Origin of the sequence: Streptomyces coeruleorubidus (genome assembly GCF_028885415.1) — a bacterium.
Lineage (GTDB): Bacteria > Actinomycetota > Actinomycetes > Streptomycetales > Streptomycetaceae > Streptomyces > Streptomyces coeruleorubidus_A.
Genome location: NZ_CP118527.1, coordinates 6,047,626 through 6,064,164 on the forward strand (window position 1 = coordinate 6,047,626; position 16,539 = coordinate 6,064,164).

The 16,539-nt window shown below is 71.5% G+C and carries 13 protein-coding genes and 1 pseudogene; 8 read left to right on the top strand and 6 right to left on the bottom strand.

Annotated elements, in window-relative coordinates:
• Window positions 1–134: 134 nt before the first annotated feature.
• The 3 genes from PV963_RS28280 (at window position 135) to sucD (ending at window position 3,927) form a co-directional block, all read left to right on the top strand.
• A complete protein-coding gene (locus PV963_RS28280) occupies window positions 135–1,328 on the top strand; it encodes a hypothetical protein (protein ID WP_274818638.1) in 1,194 nt (397 codons plus the stop codon).
• A 514-nt stretch (window positions 1,329–1,842) separates the two neighbouring features.
• A complete protein-coding gene (gene sucC, locus PV963_RS28285; RefSeq protein WP_150482603.1) occupies window positions 1,843–3,021 on the top strand; it encodes an ADP-forming succinate--CoA ligase subunit beta in 1,179 nt (392 codons plus the stop codon).
• A 21-nt stretch (window positions 3,022–3,042) separates the two neighbouring features.
• Window positions 3,043–3,927: a succinate--CoA ligase subunit alpha gene (gene sucD, locus PV963_RS28290; RefSeq protein ID WP_274818640.1), complete on the top strand. Its 885-nt coding sequence runs from the start codon at window positions 3,043–3,045 to the stop codon at window positions 3,925–3,927.
• A 100-nt stretch (window positions 3,928–4,027) separates the two neighbouring features.
• On the opposite strand, the gene PV963_RS28295 is transcribed toward sucD, so the two are convergent.
• A complete protein-coding gene (locus tag PV963_RS28295; RefSeq protein WP_274818641.1) occupies window positions 4,028–5,371 on the bottom strand; it encodes a helix-turn-helix domain-containing protein in 1,344 nt (447 codons plus the stop codon).
• 113 nt (window positions 5,372–5,484) lie between these two features.
• Between PV963_RS28295 and PV963_RS28300 the strand changes: the two genes are divergently transcribed.
• A complete protein-coding gene (locus PV963_RS28300; protein WP_274822134.1) occupies window positions 5,485–7,230 on the top strand; it encodes a cell division protein PerM in 1,746 nt (581 codons plus the stop codon).
• 21 nt (window positions 7,231–7,251) lie between these two features.
• Here the strand turns inward: PV963_RS28300 and PV963_RS28305 are convergent, their stop codons facing one another.
• Complete coding sequence (locus PV963_RS28305) at window positions 7,252–8,028, bottom strand: hypothetical protein (protein ID WP_274818643.1); 777 nt, start codon at window positions 8,026–8,028, stop codon at window positions 7,252–7,254.
• Window positions 8,029–8,349: 321 nt separating this feature from the next.
• On the opposite strand from PV963_RS28305, the gene purN reads away from it, so the two are divergent.
• Both purN and purH read left to right on the top strand, forming a co-directional pair.
• A complete protein-coding gene (gene purN / locus PV963_RS28310) occupies window positions 8,350–8,988 on the top strand; it encodes a phosphoribosylglycinamide formyltransferase (RefSeq protein ID WP_274818644.1) in 639 nt (212 codons plus the stop codon).
• A complete protein-coding gene (gene purH, locus PV963_RS28315) occupies window positions 8,985–10,547 on the top strand; it encodes a bifunctional phosphoribosylaminoimidazolecarboxamide formyltransferase/IMP cyclohydrolase (RefSeq protein ID WP_274818646.1) in 1,563 nt (520 codons plus the stop codon). The genes purN and purH overlap by 4 nt, the downstream gene beginning before the upstream one ends.
• Window positions 10,548–10,708: 161 nt before the next feature.
• Here purH and PV963_RS28320 read toward each other — a convergent pair whose 3' ends face one another.
• From PV963_RS28320 to PV963_RS28330, 3 genes are all read right to left on the bottom strand, one after another.
• Window positions 10,709–12,526, bottom strand: a complete 1,818-nt coding sequence (locus tag PV963_RS28320; RefSeq protein ID WP_274818648.1) for a serine/threonine-protein kinase — start codon at window positions 12,524–12,526, stop codon at window positions 10,709–10,711.
• 344 nt (window positions 12,527–12,870) lie between these two features.
• Complete coding sequence (locus tag PV963_RS28325) at window positions 12,871–13,332, bottom strand: peptidoglycan-binding domain-containing protein (RefSeq protein WP_274818649.1); 462 nt, start codon at window positions 13,330–13,332, stop codon at window positions 12,871–12,873.
• Between the two features lie 50 nt (window positions 13,333–13,382).
• Window positions 13,383–13,823, bottom strand: coding sequence for an ATP-binding protein (locus tag PV963_RS28330; RefSeq protein ID WP_274818651.1), 441 nt, complete (start codon window positions 13,821–13,823; stop codon window positions 13,383–13,385).
• 176 nt (window positions 13,824–13,999) lie between these two features.
• Here PV963_RS28330 and PV963_RS28335 point away from each other — a divergent pair, with 176 nt between their 5' ends.
• Complete coding sequence (locus PV963_RS28335; protein WP_274818653.1) at window positions 14,000–14,800, top strand: helix-turn-helix domain-containing protein; 801 nt, start codon at window positions 14,000–14,002, stop codon at window positions 14,798–14,800.
• Between the two features lie 68 nt (window positions 14,801–14,868).
• Window positions 14,869–14,970 (top strand): annotated as a pseudogene (locus PV963_RS44055) (DUF397 domain-containing protein); the annotation flags it as partial.
• Between the two features lie 9 nt (window positions 14,971–14,979).
• Here the strand turns inward: PV963_RS44055 and PV963_RS28345 are convergent.
• Entirely contained in the window at window positions 14,980–16,470 is a 1,491-nt protein-coding gene (locus PV963_RS28345) for a serine/threonine-protein kinase (RefSeq protein ID WP_274818655.1), read from the bottom strand.
• Window positions 16,471–16,539 lie beyond the last annotated feature (69 nt).

Sequence of the window (16,539 nt, forward strand, 5' to 3'; positions counted from 1 at the left end):
TCCCGTGCGAGGATCGGCGCCTGCTCGGCGGTGTGTCGCGCCGCGCCGGGCAGTGCCGCGTTGTGCCGACTCGTTGCTCGTAACGCGTGATGCGTTCCGCACTTGTTCCGTAGCACGGGAGGAAGCTCCCCCTCTTGACCTGGTCAGCAGCCCTGCCCGGTGCCGCTGTGCGCGTGTTGCGCACAGCGGCCGGGTGGCGTGTGCTCCAAGTGGCGCTGCTGGTGGGCGGGGTGCTCGTCATCGGGCTCCTGTGCGGGGAGCGGGCGCATGCGGCGGACGGCGTACGGGCGCTGACGCACGTCACGGCCGGGCGGATCGACTCGCCTGGGCCTCACTCCGTGTCCGGAGTCGGCAGCGCTCCCCTCGCGGGGGCCGTGGGTGAGCGGGTCGTGCGGGCGGCTGGTGATACCGGCGAGGCGGTGAGCAAGGGGCTGGGAGCGGCGCAGGCGAAACAGCGGTCCTCGTCTTCTCCGTCGCCGCTGCCCACGCTGCCGGCCATGCCCACGCTGCCGGCCATGCCCAAGCTGCCGCCGCTGCCCAAGCCGCCGGCGCTGTCCGAGCTGCCCCCACCGTCCGGCCCGCCAACGGCCCCCAAGCCGCCGACGCTGCCGGTGCTGCCGGACGCGCCCGCACTGCCCAAGCTGCAAGACCTCCCAGACCTCCCAGAACTCCCGGACCTCCCGGACCTCCCGGACCTCCCGGACCTCCCGGACCTCCCGGACCTCCCCGACCTGCCGAGGCCGTCGGACCTCCCGCCCGCACCCCCCGCCGGTGAAGTCACGCTCCCGGGAGCGCCCGCCCTTCCCGGGCTTCCCGGCCTCCCCAACCACCCCCCACTCCCGAACCACCCCCTCCCCACCCCGAGCCACCCCCTCCCCACCCCGATCACGACCGACCCGCAGCCGTGCAGGACGGCACCGACCCCGGCCGACCCCCCTGCCACCGTCGGACGGACCAGTGGGGCGGAGTCAGTCGCTGCGGAGTCGGACACCGTAGTGCGCGGCGCCGAGCACCACGCCGCCGGCCGCACAGAGAACGCGGGCCACGCCGGCCACGCAAAGCACGCCGGCCACACCAGACGCGCAGAGCACGCCGGCCCGTCCGCCCACGTCGGACCTGCCCCGGGCGGCCACGGGCCCGCAGGCCGGCCTGACGGCACGCTCGGCAACCGGTCCACGGCCGACCACAGCACATCGCGCCACGGCGACCCGCACGCCGTCACGCTGAGCCATCGGGCCCCGCTGAGACTCCTGCCCGGTGTCGCGGCCCGCTCCTGCGCGGCCGGCACCCGGGACAGTCACCGGGACATCCCCGTCTTCCCCGGTTAGCACGGGGAGACCGCCGCTCCCCGGCGCCGCTCCGCCGATACCGCTCACGGTTTCTCACCATCGCCCTCACCCCACCGACTCCACGAGGCATCGCCTCCGGACGGCCGAAAACCGTCGGTCGCCCGAGGCCGAAAGCTCGTGGATGGGGTCGGGTGGTCCCCATTGGGGTGGGGACCAACCACCCCGCGCCCCGGAGAGCCGGGCCCTGAACAGGGCCTTTGCGCACCTTCGGGGGTGCCACACGGGCCTCACCGGGTCAACCCCAGCCCGGTGAGGCCCCTCACCCCAGGCACGCCGTGCCAGAGAGCGCGGCATCATGTGACAGGTATCACCGCTCAGGTGTGACCCTCGATTTAGAGGCCCCCCGTAAGCAGCGATAACCTGCGAGACGGACATGCCGCGCGCTCGGACACCGTGTGCGCCTCCCTTGTGACAGACAGCGGACGTCACGTTGCCCTCGCGGCACGCCCACGCAGACAACGAACCGCGAGATCACTGATAGGGACGGAAGCGCGTGGACCTGTTCGAGTACCAGGCGAGGGACCTCTTCGCCAAGCACGATGTACCGGTGCTGGCCGGTGAAGTCATCGACACGCCTGAGGCGGCCCGCGCAGCCACCGAGCGCCTCGGTGGCAAGTCCGTCGTCAAGGCCCAGGTGAAGGTCGGCGGCCGTGGCAAGGCCGGCGGCGTGAAGCTCGCCGCCACCCCCGACGAGGCGGTCGAGCACGCGACCAACATCCTCGGCATGGACATCAAGGGCCACACGGTCCACAAGGTCATGATCGCCGAGACGGCCCCGGAGATCGTGGAGGAGTACTACGTCTCCTTCCTCCTGGACCGTGCCAACCGCACCTTCCTCTCCATCGCCTCCGTCGAGGGCGGCATGGAGATCGAGGAGGTGGCGGCCACCCGCCCCGACGCCGTCGCCAAGACGCCGATCGACGCCAACGAGGGTGTCACCGAGGCGAAGGCCCGCGAGATCGTCGCGGCCGCGAAGTTCCCGGCCGAGGTCGCCGACAAGGTCGTGAACGTCCTCGTCAAGCTGTGGGACACCTTCATCAAGGAGGACGCCCTCCTGGTCGAGGTCAACCCGCTGGCGAAGGTCGCCTCCGGTGAGGTCATCGCCCTGGACGGCAAGGTCTCCCTCGACGAGAACGCCGAGTTCCGTCAGCCGGAGCACGAGGCCCTCCAGGACAAGGAGGCGGCCAACCCGCTCGAGGCCGCCGCCAAGGAGAAGAACCTCAACTACGTCAAGCTCGACGGCGAGGTCGGCATCATCGGCAACGGCGCGGGTCTCGTCATGAGCACCCTGGACGTCGTCGCGTACGCCGGTGAGGCGCACGGTGGCGTCAAGCCCGCCAACTTCCTCGACATCGGCGGTGGCGCCTCCGCCGCCGTCATGGCGAACGGCCTGGAGATCATCCTCGGCGACCCGGACGTCAAGTCCGTGTTCGTCAACGTCTTCGGCGGCATCACCGCCTGCGACGAGGTCGCCAACGGCATCGTGCAGGCGCTGCAGCTGCTCAAGGACAAGGGCGAGGAAGTCACCAAGCCCCTCGTCGTCCGTCTCGACGGCAACAACGCCGAGCTGGGTCGCAAGATCCTCTCCGACGCCAACCACCCGCTGGTCCAGCGCGTGGACACCATGGACGGCGCGGCCGACAAGGCCGCCGAGCTCGCGGCTGCGAAGTAAGGGACGAGGGACTAAACAGCCATGGCTATCTTCCTCAACAAGGACAGCAAGGTCATCGTCCAGGGCATGACCGGTGCCACGGGCATGAAGCACACCAAGCTCATGCTGGCCGACGGCACCAACATCGTCGGTGGCGTCAACCCGCGCAAGGCGGGCACGTCGGTCGACATCGACGGCAACGAGATCCCGGTCTTCGGCACGGTCGCCGAGGCGATGGAGAAGACGGGCGCGAACGTATCCGTCCTCTTCGTCCCGCCGGCCTTCGCCAAGGCCGCCGTCGTCGAGGCCATCGACGCCGAGATCCCGCTCGCGGTCGTCATCACCGAGGGCATCGCGGTCCACGACTCGGCCGCGTTCTACGCGTACGCCGTGTCCAAGGGCAACAAGACCCGCATCATCGGCCCGAACTGCCCCGGTCTCATCACGCCGGGCCAGTCGAACGCCGGCATCATCCCGGGCGACATCACCAAGCCGGGCCGCATCGGCCTGGTGTCGAAGTCCGGCACGCTGACGTACCAGATGATGTACGAGCTGCGGGACATCGGCTTCTCCTCCGCCGTCGGCATCGGTGGCGACCCGGTCATCGGGACGACGCACATCGACGCCCTCGCCGCGTTCGAGGCCGACCCCGACACCGACCTGATCGTCATGATCGGTGAGATCGGCGGCGACGCCGAGGAGCGGGCCGCGGCCTTCATCAAGGAGAACGTGAAGAAGCCGGTCGTCGGCTACGTCGCGGGCTTCACCGCGCCCGAGGGCAAGACCATGGGCCACGCCGGCGCCATCGTCTCCGGTTCCTCCGGCACGGCCGCCGCGAAGAAGGAGGCCCTCGAGGCCGCCGGCGTCAAGGTCGGCAAGACGCCGACCGAGACGGCGAAGCTGGCGCGCGCGATCCTGGCCGGCTGAGCAGGGTCAGCGCCCTACGGCTCAGTCGCACAGCACAGCTCATAGGTGGGCCCGCTCCCCGCACGGGGGCGGGCCCACCGCCTTTCGGCGGAAGCAGGCGTCAGCGTGGCTGCGGCATCAGCCGGACCGGCCCGCGCAGCTCCTCCTCGCGCAGCTTCGCCCGCAGCTCCCGCTCCGACTCCGACAGCGGTCCGGGTGCGACCGGTGGCGGCACGCCCTGGACGGTCTCGCCCGGCGGCACCGGTGGCTCGTAGTGCGTGGGGGCCGTGCGGGCGGTGAGGGCCGTGGCTGCGATCAGGGCGATCGTGAAGGCGATGGCGGCCCGGGTCCAGAAACGGGCCCGGCGTTCCCCGGTCCGGCGCACGTCCAGTGGTTTGGCGGCCCGCAGCCGCTCGATGGAGGCCAGTTCGACCAGCCGCCAGTGGAGCACCTCCGGGTCCGCCAGCTCCGGCAGCCGCTCGGCGACCGCCTCCCGCGCGTGCATCAGCCGGTTCGCGGCCGCGCGGCTGCTCGCCTCCGTCTCCGCCGCCGTCTCCGGCAGGCCGAGACCGACACCGTCGTACAGCAGCAGCGTGCGGCGGTACGAAGGCGGCAGCTGCAGCAGGGTGTCCAGCAGCGCGCGGTCGAACGCGTCGGAGGGCGGCGGCTCGGGGTGCCGGAAGCGGGGGCGGAACCGGTGCCACGGGGAAAGGGCACAGTCGTACGCCACCGCCCGCACCCAGCTCGCCGGATCGCGGTCGCGGGCCACCTCGGGCCAGCGCTGCCAGGCGATGTGGAAGGCCCACTCGACCGCCTCCCGCGCCAGCTCACGGCGGCCGGTCAGCAGGTAGGCCTGCCGGACGAGCGCGGGCGCGCAGAACGCGTACAGCGCGTCGAAGGCCTGATCGGGGGTCAGAGCGGCGGTCGAGTCGTCCGGCCGCCGCGGGGTTGCTGCCCGGGCGGGGACGGGGTGCCGGTCGGTGCCGGTGGTGTGGCCCCGGTCGGCGACGGTGGTGTGGCGGTGGTCGGCGACGGGGGTGCGGCCGCGGTCGGTGCCGATGGCGTGGTTCCGGTCGGCGACGCGGCTGCGTTCGGTGGTCGAGGCCCGGCTTCGGTGGCCGGCTGTGGTGCGGTCCTGGTCCGTGACGGAGGTGCGGCCCCGGTTCCTGCCGGAGGCGCGGCCGCGGTCCCCGGCCGAGGGGCGGCTGCGATCGCTCGCGGCGGCGGCCTTGCGCTCCGCATGAGGCGGTGTCACTTCCGCCTGGCCGCCCAGTGAGTTCAGCAGCTTCGCGTACTTCTCCGCTTTCCGGCCGCGCGGCGTCGAGCGGCCGGTCTCCCATCCGCGCACCGTCTCGCTGGTGACACCCACCCGGGAGGCCAGTTGAGCCCGCGTCAGCGAGGCGGCCTCGCGCAGGCGCCGGCGTTCCTTGGGCGGGGGAAGCGGGACGGCAGGGCTCTGTGTCACAGGCCGCCCCTTCGTACGGAAAAGTACATAAACGTATATTGAGCGACACAACGGTGGTTCGCCTGTTACGACGGGAAAGCGCGTGTCGTTGGGAGCATGGCGGCGTGATCGAGATGACAGCTCGCCGCCGTCCGCCGTCGCCCCTGCTCACCCGGATGCGCGACCGTTCGCCCGGACTGGTCGGTGCCCTCGTGGAGGGTGCGGTCGCGGCGGGCCTCGGGCTCGCGTCGTTCGCCGTGCTGGTGATGATGCTGTGGATCACCTCGCCGTACCCCGACAGCGGGCCCGGCGGCGCGCTGCACGTGGCGGCGGCGCTGTGGCTGCTGGCCCACGGAGCCGAACTGGTCCGCACCGACACACTCGCCGGCGTCCCGGCCCCCGTGGGCGTCCCGCCGCTGCTGCTGCTCGTCCTGCCGGTATGGCTGCTGCACCGGGCGGCGCGGGACGCCACGGACGGGGGGGCGGTGGACGGGGACGACGGCACCGGCGACGGCTTCGACGCGGGCGTCGAGGAGGTGCAGGGCATCGCGATGATCGCGGAACCGTTGCTGGTCTCCGCCCGTACCGCCTGGACGGGCGTCGTCCTCGGTTACCTCGCCGTCGCCGCGCCCGCCGCCCTGTACGCCGCGGGCGGTGCGCTGCGGCCGTCGTGGGTGTGGACCGGGATGTGCGTGCCGCTGGTCGCCGTCGTGGCGGCGGGGGCGGGTGTGTGGTCGGCGTACGGCCGTCCGGGCGGGCCGTTGCGGCGGCTGGTGGGCGTGCTGCCGGTGGGAGTACGGCCGCTGCTCCTCGGGCCGGGCGGGCGCCCGGGTGTCGCCGCCCGGGCCGCGGCGGCCGGGGCTGCGGTGCTCCTCGGGGGCGGTGCGCTGCTGGTGGCGTTGTCGCTGGTGGGGCACGGCGCGGCGGCCCAGGCGGCGTTGCTGCGGCTGACGGAGGGGTGGTCGGGTCGGTTCGCGGTGCTGCTGCTGTGTGCGGCCCTGGTGCCGAACGCGGCGGTGTGGGCCGCCGCCTATGCCCTCGGCCCCGGCTTCGCGCTCGGCGCCGGTCACGTCGTCAGCCCGCTGTCCTCCGCGCCGGCTCCGTTCCTCCCGCCGTTTCCGCTGCTGGCGGCGGTGCCGGAGGCGGGGGAGGGGCGGTTGGTGCACTGGGTGGCGGCCGGGGTCGTGCCGGTGGTCGCCGGGGTGGTCGTCGGCCGGGTCGTGGCGAAGAGGGCGGCTTCCGGAGAGCGCGGCGGTACGCGGCCGGGCGGCGGGGGCGATGTCGTCTGGTCGCCGGGGCGCACCGCCCGTGCCACCGCCCTCGCGGCCGTGCTGTGCGCGGCCGTACTGGCGGGGCTCGCCGCGCTGGCGGGCGGGCCGCTCGGGGTCACGGTCCTGGCCCGGTTCGGGCCCGTGTGGTGGCAGGTGGGTGCGGCGACGCTGGCGTGGCTGGTGCTGGTGGCCGTCCCGACGGCGGTGACCGTACGGGCCTGGCGGTGCCGGGCGCCTCAGGCGGACGGGCCGACCATCGGCAAGCAGCGGGAGGGCCCGGCCGCGGGCGCCCGAAAGGTCAGCCGACTGCGGAAGGGCTCGCGCCCTGGCCGGAGCTGGTTCACACGCACCGGGATCGCCGGGATCGCCGGAGTCGCCGGGGATGCAGGGAGCGCCGGGCTCACCGGAAGCGCTCCAGCCGCCGGAGGCGATGTCTCCCCGCCCGACGGGGACGCGAAGCCGAAGACCTCACCCCCCACACCGGACGCCCCCTACGCCCCCTTCGGCCACGACTCCCTGTACGACCTCCAGGACCAGGACGACGCCACATTCGAACCGTACGACTTCCTGCCCCCGCACGACCCGGTCCCGAAGCCGGACAGCCCCTGAAGCAGCGCGGCAGGCCGCCCGTCAGCCGTTGTCCCCCAGCAACCCACGCAGCTCCTTCGGCAGAAGTTCCGTGCAGGACTGCTTGGCCTTGTTCGTGAGGGCGTCGTTCATGCAGGTGTAGTAGTCGCGGTAGACCAGCTGGGCCGTGAAGGACGCGGCGACCAGGGCGATGGCCAGGGATGCCGTGACCAGGCCGCTCACCGCGGCCGTCGTGTGGGGGCGGCCCGGCTGCTCGGAGACCGGGGAGTCCGGGTCGGCCCTGCGGGGCTTGGCGCGCAGGGCGCTGATGCCCCAGTAGAGGGAGAGCGCGCCGAGCAGCAGTGCCACGTACGGCCAGCTGAAGAGGGCGAAGAAGAAGGCCCACATGCCCGAGAGCAGGGCATAGCGCGCACGGCGCTGGGCGGGGTCCGTCGGGTCCCAGCGCGGGTTCTGGCCGCCCTGGGGGCCGCCCGGGCCCTCGGGGCCGCCGCGGGGGCGGTCGCCGAAGCCGCCGGAGGAGCGGCCGGGCTGCCGGTCGCTCCACTGCCCGCCCCACGGCGCGCGGTCGCCCTCGCCGCCGTCCCGGGAGTCGTCACCCGACGGACGCCGCGGCTGCCAGGGCCGGTCCGGGGTGCCCTCGGGCGGCGGGGCGAACGGGTTGTCCTCCTGGGAGCCGCGCCCTCGCTCGTCGCCGCGGTCGCCGTCCGAAGGCGCGTCGGGTGGTGAGCTGGGGCGCTCCCGCAGCAGCACGCTGCCGCGCTCCCCTCCCTGCGCCGAGAGCTGGGGGAACGTGAGGAGTCGCATGCTGCGGTCCGGCATCAAGTGAGCGTCTTCCCGTTGATGAGGAGGAATGAGTCGGTGGGCAAGAACGAGTGGACAGAACTGAACGGTGTCGGACCCGGGTCCGCCATCTCTTGAACGCATCGCGTCCGGACGGCGTTCCCGAACCGGCTCCGCCCAGACGCTACCTTCCGGCCATGCCCCCGTCCCGTGGGGGCTGCCCGGTGTGCCGGTATCGTTGCTGTCGGTCGGCCGGTTCGTAGGCTTCCCCGTATCCGGGGGCGCGAAGCATTCGTATGAATGTACAAACGCCACAGGCCGGCCGCCTGGACAGACGCTTCCCCGAGAAAGGCCCCGACCGTGGCCGCCAAGCCCGTGGCCCAGCGCGCCAAGCGCCTCGTCGTGCTGGTCTCCGGATCCGGTACCAACCTTCAGGCGCTCCTCGACGAGATCGACGCCGCCGGTGCGCAGGCGTACGGGGCCGAGATCGTGGCCGTCGGCGCCGACCGTGAGGGCATCGAGGGGTTGGCACGCGCCGAGCGCGCCGGGCTGCCCACCTTCGTGCGCGAGGTCAGGGACTACGGCAGCCGCCAGGAGTGGGACGCCGCCCTGGCCGAGGCCGTCGCCGCCTTCGAGCCCGACCTCGTCGTCTCCGCCGGGTTCATGAAGATCGTCGGCAAGGAGTTCCTCGCGCGGTTCGGCGGGCGGTTCGTCAACACGCACCCCGCCCTGCTGCCCAGTTTCCCCGGCGCCCACGGCGTGCGGGACGCGCTCGCGTACGGCGCGAAGGTCACCGGCTGCACCGTCCACTTCGTCGACGACGGCGTCGACACCGGACCGATCATCGCCCAGGGCGTGGTCGAGGTCCGGGACGAGGACGACGAGAGCGCTCTGCACGAGCGCATCAAGGAAGTCGAGCGAAGGCTGCTCGTCGAGGTCGTGGGGCGGCTCGCCCGCAACGGCTATCGCATTGAGGGACGAAAGGTAGTTATCCAGTGACCGCCGAGAGCAACAAGCGGCCCCTTCGCCGGGCGCTCGTCAGCGTCTACGACAAGACCGGGCTGGAGGAGCTCGCCCGCGGCCTGCACGAGGCCGGTGTGGAGCTCGTCTCCACCGGGTCCACGGCCGCCCGCATCTCCGCCGCCGGCGTCCCGGTCACCAAGGTCGAGGAGCTCACCGGCTTCCCCGAGTGCCTGGACGGCCGCGTCAAGACGCTGCACCCCCGGGTCCACGCCGGCATCCTCGCCGACCTGCGCCTGGAGGACCACCAGCGGCAGCTCGCCGAGCTGGGTGTCGAGCCGTTCGACCTCGTCGTCGTCAACCTCTACCCGTTCCGCGAGACCGTCGCCTCCGGTGCCACCCCCGACGAGTGCGTCGAGCAGATCGACATCGGCGGGCCCTCGATGGTCCGGGCCGCCGCCAAGAACCACCCCTCGGTCGCGGTCGTCACCAGCCCCGCGCGCTACGCCGACGTCCTGTCCGCCGTGCAGAACGGCGGCTTCGACCTCGCCACCCGCAAGCGGCTCGCCGCCGAGGCCTTCCAGCACACGGCCGCGTACGACGTCGCCGTCGCCTCCTGGTTCGCCTCCTCCTACGCGCCCGTCGACGAGTCGCAGTTCCCCGACTTCCTCGGCGCCACCTGGGAGCGCGAGCACACCCTGCGCTACGGCGAGAACCCGCACCAGCCCGCCGCCCTGTACGTCTCCGGCAGCGGCGGCCTCGCCGAGGCCGAGCAGCTGCACGGCAAGGAGATGTCGTACAACAACTACACGGACACGGACGCCGCCCGCCGTGCCGCGTACGACCACGCCGAGCCCTGCGTCGCGATCATCAAGCACGCCAACCCCTGCGGTATCGCGGTGGGCGCGGACGTCGCCGAGGCGCACCGCAAGGCGCACGCCTGTGACCCGCTGTCGGCGTTCGGCGGCGTGATCGCGGTCAACCGCCCGGTGAGCAAGGAGATGGCCGAGCAGGTCGCGGAGATCTTCACCGAGGTCATCGTCGCGCCGGACTACGAGGACGGCGCCCTGGAGGCGCTCACCAAGAAGAAGAACATCCGCGTGCTGCGCTGCCCTCAGGGCCCGTCGAACCCCGTCGAGGTCAAGCCCATCGACGGCGGCGCGCTGCTCCAGGTCACCGACCGGCTCCAGGCCGACGGCGACGACCCGGCCAACTGGACGCTGGCGGCCGGCGAGGCGCTGAGCGCCGAGGAACTGGCCGAGCTGGCCTTCGCCTGGAAGGCCTGCAGGGCCGTCAAGTCCAACGCGATCCTGCTCGCCAAGGACGGGGCCTCGGTCGGTGTCGGCATGGGCCAGGTCAACCGCGTCGACTCCGCGAAGCTGGCGGTGGAGCGGGCGGGCGCCGAGCGTGCGCAGGGCTCCTACGCGGCCTCCGACGCGTTCTTCCCCTTCCCGGACGGCCTGGAGATCCTCACCGAGGCCGGTGTGAAGGCCGTGGTCCAGCCCGGCGGCTCCGTCCGTGACGAACTGGTCGTGGAGGCCGCGCAGAAGGCCGGCGTCACGATGTACTTCACGGGGACGCGGCACTTCTTCCACTGAGCCGCGTCGCAATGACATGGACGGGCCTGCCGGTTGTCAGCCGGCGGGCCCGTCCGCGTTCGCGTTGCGGTAGGGCTACCGTCAGGGCACCGTTGGAGCACCGTTGAGAACGCCCCTCATCTTCCGCTGGGAATACGAGCCGGACTGAACCGGCCCCCTGCCTACGTCGAACTGCGCAGCGCCGCCCAGGTGTCGGGTCCCACCTGGCCGTCCGCGGAGAGGCCCTTGGCCCTCTGGAACTTCTTGACGGCGGCTTGCGTGGCGCCGCCGAACTGCCCGTCCACGCCCGCGTCGCCGACCTTGAAGCCACGCTGGGCGAGCATGCACTGCACCTGGACCACGCGCTGCCCCTTGTCACCGCGGACGGTGAGCTCGGTGCCGGAGTAATACGTGCACCGGGAGATCCAGGGAGGGGCGCCGGGCGCGGTAGCCGTCTTGGTGGGTGCGGCGGTCGGGTCGCCTCCGTCACTGCCCCCGCCGTCTTCGCCACCGTCCGGGGCGCCGGAGGTCTCGCCGGTGGGTTCGGCCCGGGTTTCGCCCCCGTCTGTCCTCGGGTCAGTTGACGCCTCGTCCGCCCGCGCCCCCGACGCGCCTTGCTTCTCCTCCTTGCCGGCTTCCTTCTCCTGGGCGCCGGAGGGTGATACGGACGAACCGGGCGGAGGGGCGGTCCGGGCGTCGTCGCCGGTGCTGGTGGCGACCGCTGTCGGCACTGTCGAGGCGGTGTCGCCGACGGACGGACGGGAGAGGAAGAAGGTTCCTGCAACAACGGCGCACACGGTGAGACCGGCGGCGACGGCGAGGTACACCTTCCGCTTCGTGCGCCCGCCGCCGCTGTCCCTCGTGGGACTCTGCTCGGGGCCAGGGCCAGGGCCAGGGCCAGGGCCAGGGCCAGGGCCAGGGCCAGGGCCAGGGCCAGGGGCAGGGGCAGGGGCTGGAATTGCTGTGCCCTGGGCCGCCGGCCCACGTAGCTGGACGGTCTCGTGAGCGGCCTTCGGTAAGGTGAAACGTTCCAGTACGTCGCAGGCCTGCTGTCGGACGAGCAGCCGGCCGCCCAGCGGCTCGTGCCAGGAGGCGGCGTGGGGGTCCCCGGCGGCCTCGGCGGCCTCGGTCAGTTGCCGAGGCGTGGGACGGCCGGCGGGATCCTTGGAGAGGCAGGCGGCAAGCACTGCGGCCAGTCCGGCGTCCCGGGCCGCCAGTCCGGCCATGATCTCGGCCTTGGGCTCCTCGAACGCGACACGGTGCATCACGTCGACGCCCGTCCCGTCACCGAAAGGAGCGCGCCCCGTGGCCGCGTAGATCAGGCTTCCCGCGAGGGAGAAGACGTCGGAGGCGGTGTCGCAGTGGCCCTCGCGCAGATACTCGGGCGCCATGAACGCGGGCGTGCCGACCCGGTTCCCGGTCGAGGTGATCACGCTGCTGTCGGTGGCCCGCGCGATACCGAAGTCGATGATGTGCGCGCCCTGCTGGGAGAGGATCACATTGGACGGCTTGAGATCCCGGTGCACCACACCGGCGGCGGCCAGCGCTGCCAGAGCCTGCCCGAGATCACCGACCAGCCGCCACACCCCGGCGACGTCGAGAGGGCCGCACTCGCGGACGGCGTCGGCGAGGTTGAGGCCGGGCAGATACTGCGTCGCCATCCACAGCAGGGAGTCGTCGAATCCCGTGCCCAGCAGCTGGGGCGCCCGCGCTGTACGAACCCGGACGTGCAGGGCGGCCTCCCGCTCGAAACGCCGCCGGAAGCGGGGGTCCTCGGCGTACTCGGGGCGGATCACCTTGACGGCGGCGAGGCCGGGGGCGTTGTCGGCGGGGCGGGCCAGATACACCCTCCCCATGCCGCCGCTGCCGAGCCTCCCCAGGGGGATGTACGGGCCGATGCGCCCGGGATCGGCGGGCTGCAGCGGGGTGGTGCCGGCCTGCTCCAGGGCGCCGTCATCGAACGCCGCGTCGGCAGGGCCGGGCCACCGATGGTCTGTCATGGGTCCCCCGACCTGCTTTCCTTCTCAACGTGCTCTCATGTCACGCCAGTTGGCTGATGAGAGGTTATCGTCCCGGCGCCGGGGGTGTTCCGGATGCGGCAGGAAGGGGGCGGGGGCGCCGTAGGACTGTGCGACGGGGAACAGGATCTGGAACACGCGGGCTGCGGGATGCATGTGCGGGGAACTCCACTGCGGCGGGCCGGGAAGAGGGGCGGGACAGCCGCGGTGAGCGTGGAAAGGTGACGCTCACCGCGGCGGTGCGCCCGGGCTCGACCGCGCACCCCTGTCCACGGTCTCCTCCCTCGGCTGTGCCGACTCCCCCCGAGTGATCTCGTGGATCCTCGTCAGCCGATGAAGCTACCGGGCAGGCAACTGCGCCCGGGGTCGCCGTTGCGGTAGAAGTACCAGTCCATCGCCTTGCGGGTGTCAGGGCCGTAGATCCCGTCCACGCCGATCTTCGCGTCCCTTTGCACCGCCTTGACGGCCTCACGTGTCTTGTCCCCGTAGATGCCGTCGATCCCGCCGGTGCTCAGGTTGTGGCAGTGGACCAGGTTGAACTGAAGCTCCTTGACAGCCGAGCTCTCGTTGCCGTACTTCAGGATGCAGTTCCTGGTGCCGTTGCCCTTGTAGTACGGCTGATTGACGGTGTCCGTCCCACCGGCCTTCACCCTCGTGACGCCGTTGCACGTCGGATACGAGGCGGCGAACGTGGACGGTGCGGCAGCGATCACGCCGCCCAGGAGACTTGCCGTAAGAACTCCTGCGAAAACGGCTGCCCGGGTGCGGAGCGGGCGGTTCTGGATCATGTGGTTCTCCCTACGATGTGCGGGTTTCTGCTGGCTTGTCCGCGCCGCAATCATGGTTTAGGGCAAAGGGTTGGGTGAACCTGAAATGTTTCAGGGTCGTCATGGGAGAGGCTCACCTGGCACCACACCGTCTTGCCGCCAGGCGACAGCGGTACCCCCCAGCGTCGGGCGACCGCGTCGAGCAGGAGCAGGCCGCGGCCCGTCTCGTCGTCCTCGTCCGGGTGGCGGGTGATGAGCCAGGCGTGCGGGTCGGGGTCGGTCACCTCCAGTCGGGTACGGCCGTCCGGGGTGCGGAACAGGTGGACTGTCACCGGGGTGCCCTCGCCGACGTGGGCGATCACGTTCGTCAGCAACTCGCTCACACAGAGCTGAACTTCGAGGCAGGGCCCGCCCACGTGGTCGCGTACGGCTCGGCGTACCTCGGGTACGGCCTTGGGGAGCGCGGGCAATTCGAGGACGAGGGGTTCGTGGGCGTGGGGGCGGGGGTGCATGGGAGACGCCTCCATGTGCGCTCCGCGATGAGTCGCTCACACACTGACGTCGAGTTGCGTACCGTGAAAGGGGTTTCGGCTGTGCACGAGCAAGTGAGAAACGACGGTGGTGGGTTGTTCCCGCGAAGAAGGACCCTGACGCGTCGACGAGTGTTCCCTGCTTCTACGGCGCCGAGTTGCGTTATAGGAGGGAGCAAGCGGGGCTGACGCTGGAGCAGTTGGTGGAGGGGAGTTTCCGGGGGATCTCGTTCCTCAGCCAGATCGAGCGGGGGGAGCGGGGGATGCCGTTGGACCTGGCCCGGCACGTGGACCAGAAGCTGGGAACAGACGGGTTCTTCGAGCGGCGGTGTGAGGACGCGGCCAAGGCGCGGCGGGTGGGGCACGCGTGGTACTACGCGGACGTCCCGGACATGGAGAAGCGGGCGCTGTCGCTGGAGGAGTGGGCTCCCAACGTCGTTCCGGGTCTTCTGCAGACCGGAGCTTATGTTCGGGGGCTTATTCAGTACGTGGAGCCGGAGGTGCCACCGAAGGCGGTTGAGGAACGTGTCAGCGCACGGTTGGCGCGTGCGGAGTTGTGGAAACGCGAGGACCGGCCGAGCTATTGGGGGATCCTGAGCGAGTCGGTGATCCGCAGAACGCCGCTTTCTCCGGCGGTGATGGCCGAGCAGTTGGACCACATCCTCGACGTGATCCGGTCCACACGGAACGTTCTTCAGATCGTTCCGGAAACAGTCCCCTGGCACCCCCTCGCGGGTGGCATGGCCAAGATCATGACCTTTCCCGACGCTCCGCCGTTGGTATACACCGAGGGCGATTTGACTGGCCACATCGTCGATTTCCCGGCCCAAGTGAAGGAGTTCCGTCGTAGATACGATTGGCTCAGGGCCGTCGCACTGTCACCCGAGGCGTCCCTGGCCTTGATGGACGACGCAGCGAGGATCTACAGAGATGAAGCGCAGCAAGGGGATTTGACCTAGGTTCCGTCGCTTGGCGCAAGAGCAGCTACAGCAACGCCGATGGCGGCGACTGCGTCGAAGTAGCCGACAACCTCCCCGGCACCGTCCCCGTCCGCGACTCCAAAAACCCAGAGGGCCCCGCCCTGGTGTTCCCCACCCGAGCCTGGGCCCTCTTCATCAAGTCCCTGTAGCCCGGCCCCTCACCACGGCGTCAGAACATCCACCACCGCCGTGAACGACGAGCAACTGTCGATCAGCCGGTGCGAGCGCGGCGCATACGTGCCCGCCAGGTTGCCCATGCTGTTCACCGCGCTGCACCCGGTGCGCTGCGCCAGGCGGCGGCGGTCCGCGTCCGCGGGGGAGAAGTCGGTGCCCCGGAAGTAGGCGACGGCACTCTCCTCATGGCTGTCGTCGATGTTGTTGAAGATCGAACGCACCGGGGCGTCGGCGGCCCAGGTGCAGGTGTCCTTGCCCGACTGCCAGTCCGGGTCGTCGCCCTGCCAGACGCACATGTCGCCGTTGCCGTTGTGCTCGTGGAAGAAGCAGACACTGTCCTCCGGGCAGCGGTGGTAGCCGTAGACCACCTCGCCGCGCGCATTGGTGGGGAAGGCCAGCTCTCTGGGCAGGGCCGCGTACACCGGCGTTCCATCGTCCGTGGTCACATGACGGTAGGCCGAGACCGTCGACGTCGTCGTGATGAGCAGGGCCAACGTGAGCGTTGCCGTGAGTACGGGGCGTCGCTGCCAGAAGCGGGGGCGCAGTCGGGGCAGTCGGGCCGGTGTGACGACGCCCGCGGCCTTCGTGACGCGGGGCAGCAGCGCCGCCGCGGTGGTGCGCTCGGCGTGTGTGCGGGCGAGACAGTCGGTGATGATCTCCCGCCAGCCCTCGGGTAGTTCAGGGGACAGGCGCAGTTCGTCCGTGCCGCGTGCGTAACGCGTCGCCGCGTCGATGCGGCCCTCGGTCGTCCCGCCCGGCAGCGGAAACTCTCCGGTCAGGACGACATGGGCGAGGACACCGAAGGCCCAGATGTCGGCGGTCGGGCGGATGCGCGTGCCGCGTTCGTCGACCTCGGGCCAGAGCAGCTCGGGCGGGGTGTAGTCGGGTGTGGCGAAGGCGGGCGCGTAGGCGTGGGTGCCTTCCAGTTCGGCGGCCATGTTGAAGTCGGCGAGCCGTACCGAATCGTCTTTCATGAGCAGGACGTTGGCCGGCTTCAGGTCGCCGTGGATCCAGCCCGCGTGGTGCAGCTGGTGCAGGCCCTCGCAGATCTGGGCCAGCAGGGCCGGGCCGGACTCGGGTGTCGGGTCGTGTGCCAGTACGGCGTCCAGGGAGGTCTCGGCCCGTTCCAGGACGATGACGGTGGCGCCGTCCAGCTCCGGGTGGTCCGGGTCGTCGACGGTCAGCGTTTCGTGCATGCGGATGAGGCGGGGCGCGCGCAACCGGCCCAGCAACTCGACCTCCCGCTCGGCCAGTTCGCGTAGATGGCGCAGCTGGCGTGGGGTGCGGGTGCCGGTCGGCAGGAACTTCAGGGCGGCCCGGCGGGGCAGGGCCGGATCCGCCTCGCCGGTCGGCCGGCCTGCATACACGGTCGCGAAGGCACCGGACCCGAGAGGCTCCCGCACCTCCCAGTGGCCTACGCGGTAGCCCTGCGGTACGGGCACCGCGTGCGGCTGCTGTCCGGACGCGCTGTGCACGGATCCGTCCCCTCCCCCGAAAATCGAGGACCACCCTCGCCCCGCCAACGAAGGGCGGAGCGAGGGCGT

Bases quoted from the DNA above. Each gene is read 5' to 3' on its own strand.
- sucD (WP_274818640.1), top strand. From the start codon at position 3,043: ATGGCTATCTTCCTCAACAAGGACAGCAAGGTCATCGTCCAGGGCATG.
- PV963_RS28300 (WP_274822134.1), top strand. From the start codon at position 5,485: ATGACAGCTCGCCGCCGTCCGCCGTCGCCCCTGCTCACCCGGATGCGC.
- PV963_RS28305 (WP_274818643.1), bottom strand. From the start codon at position 8,028: ATGCCGGACCGCAGCATGCGACTCCTCACGTTCCCCCAGCTCTCGGCG.
- PV963_RS28320 (WP_274818648.1), bottom strand. From the start codon at position 12,526: ATGACAGACCATCGGTGGCCCGGCCCTGCCGACGCGGCGTTCGATGAC.
- PV963_RS28325 (WP_274818649.1), bottom strand. From the start codon at position 13,332: ATGATCCAGAACCGCCCGCTCCGCACCCGGGCAGCCGTTTTCGCAGGA.
- PV963_RS28330 (WP_274818651.1), bottom strand. From the start codon at position 13,823: ATGCACCCCCGCCCCCACGCCCACGAACCCCTCGTCCTCGAATTGCCC.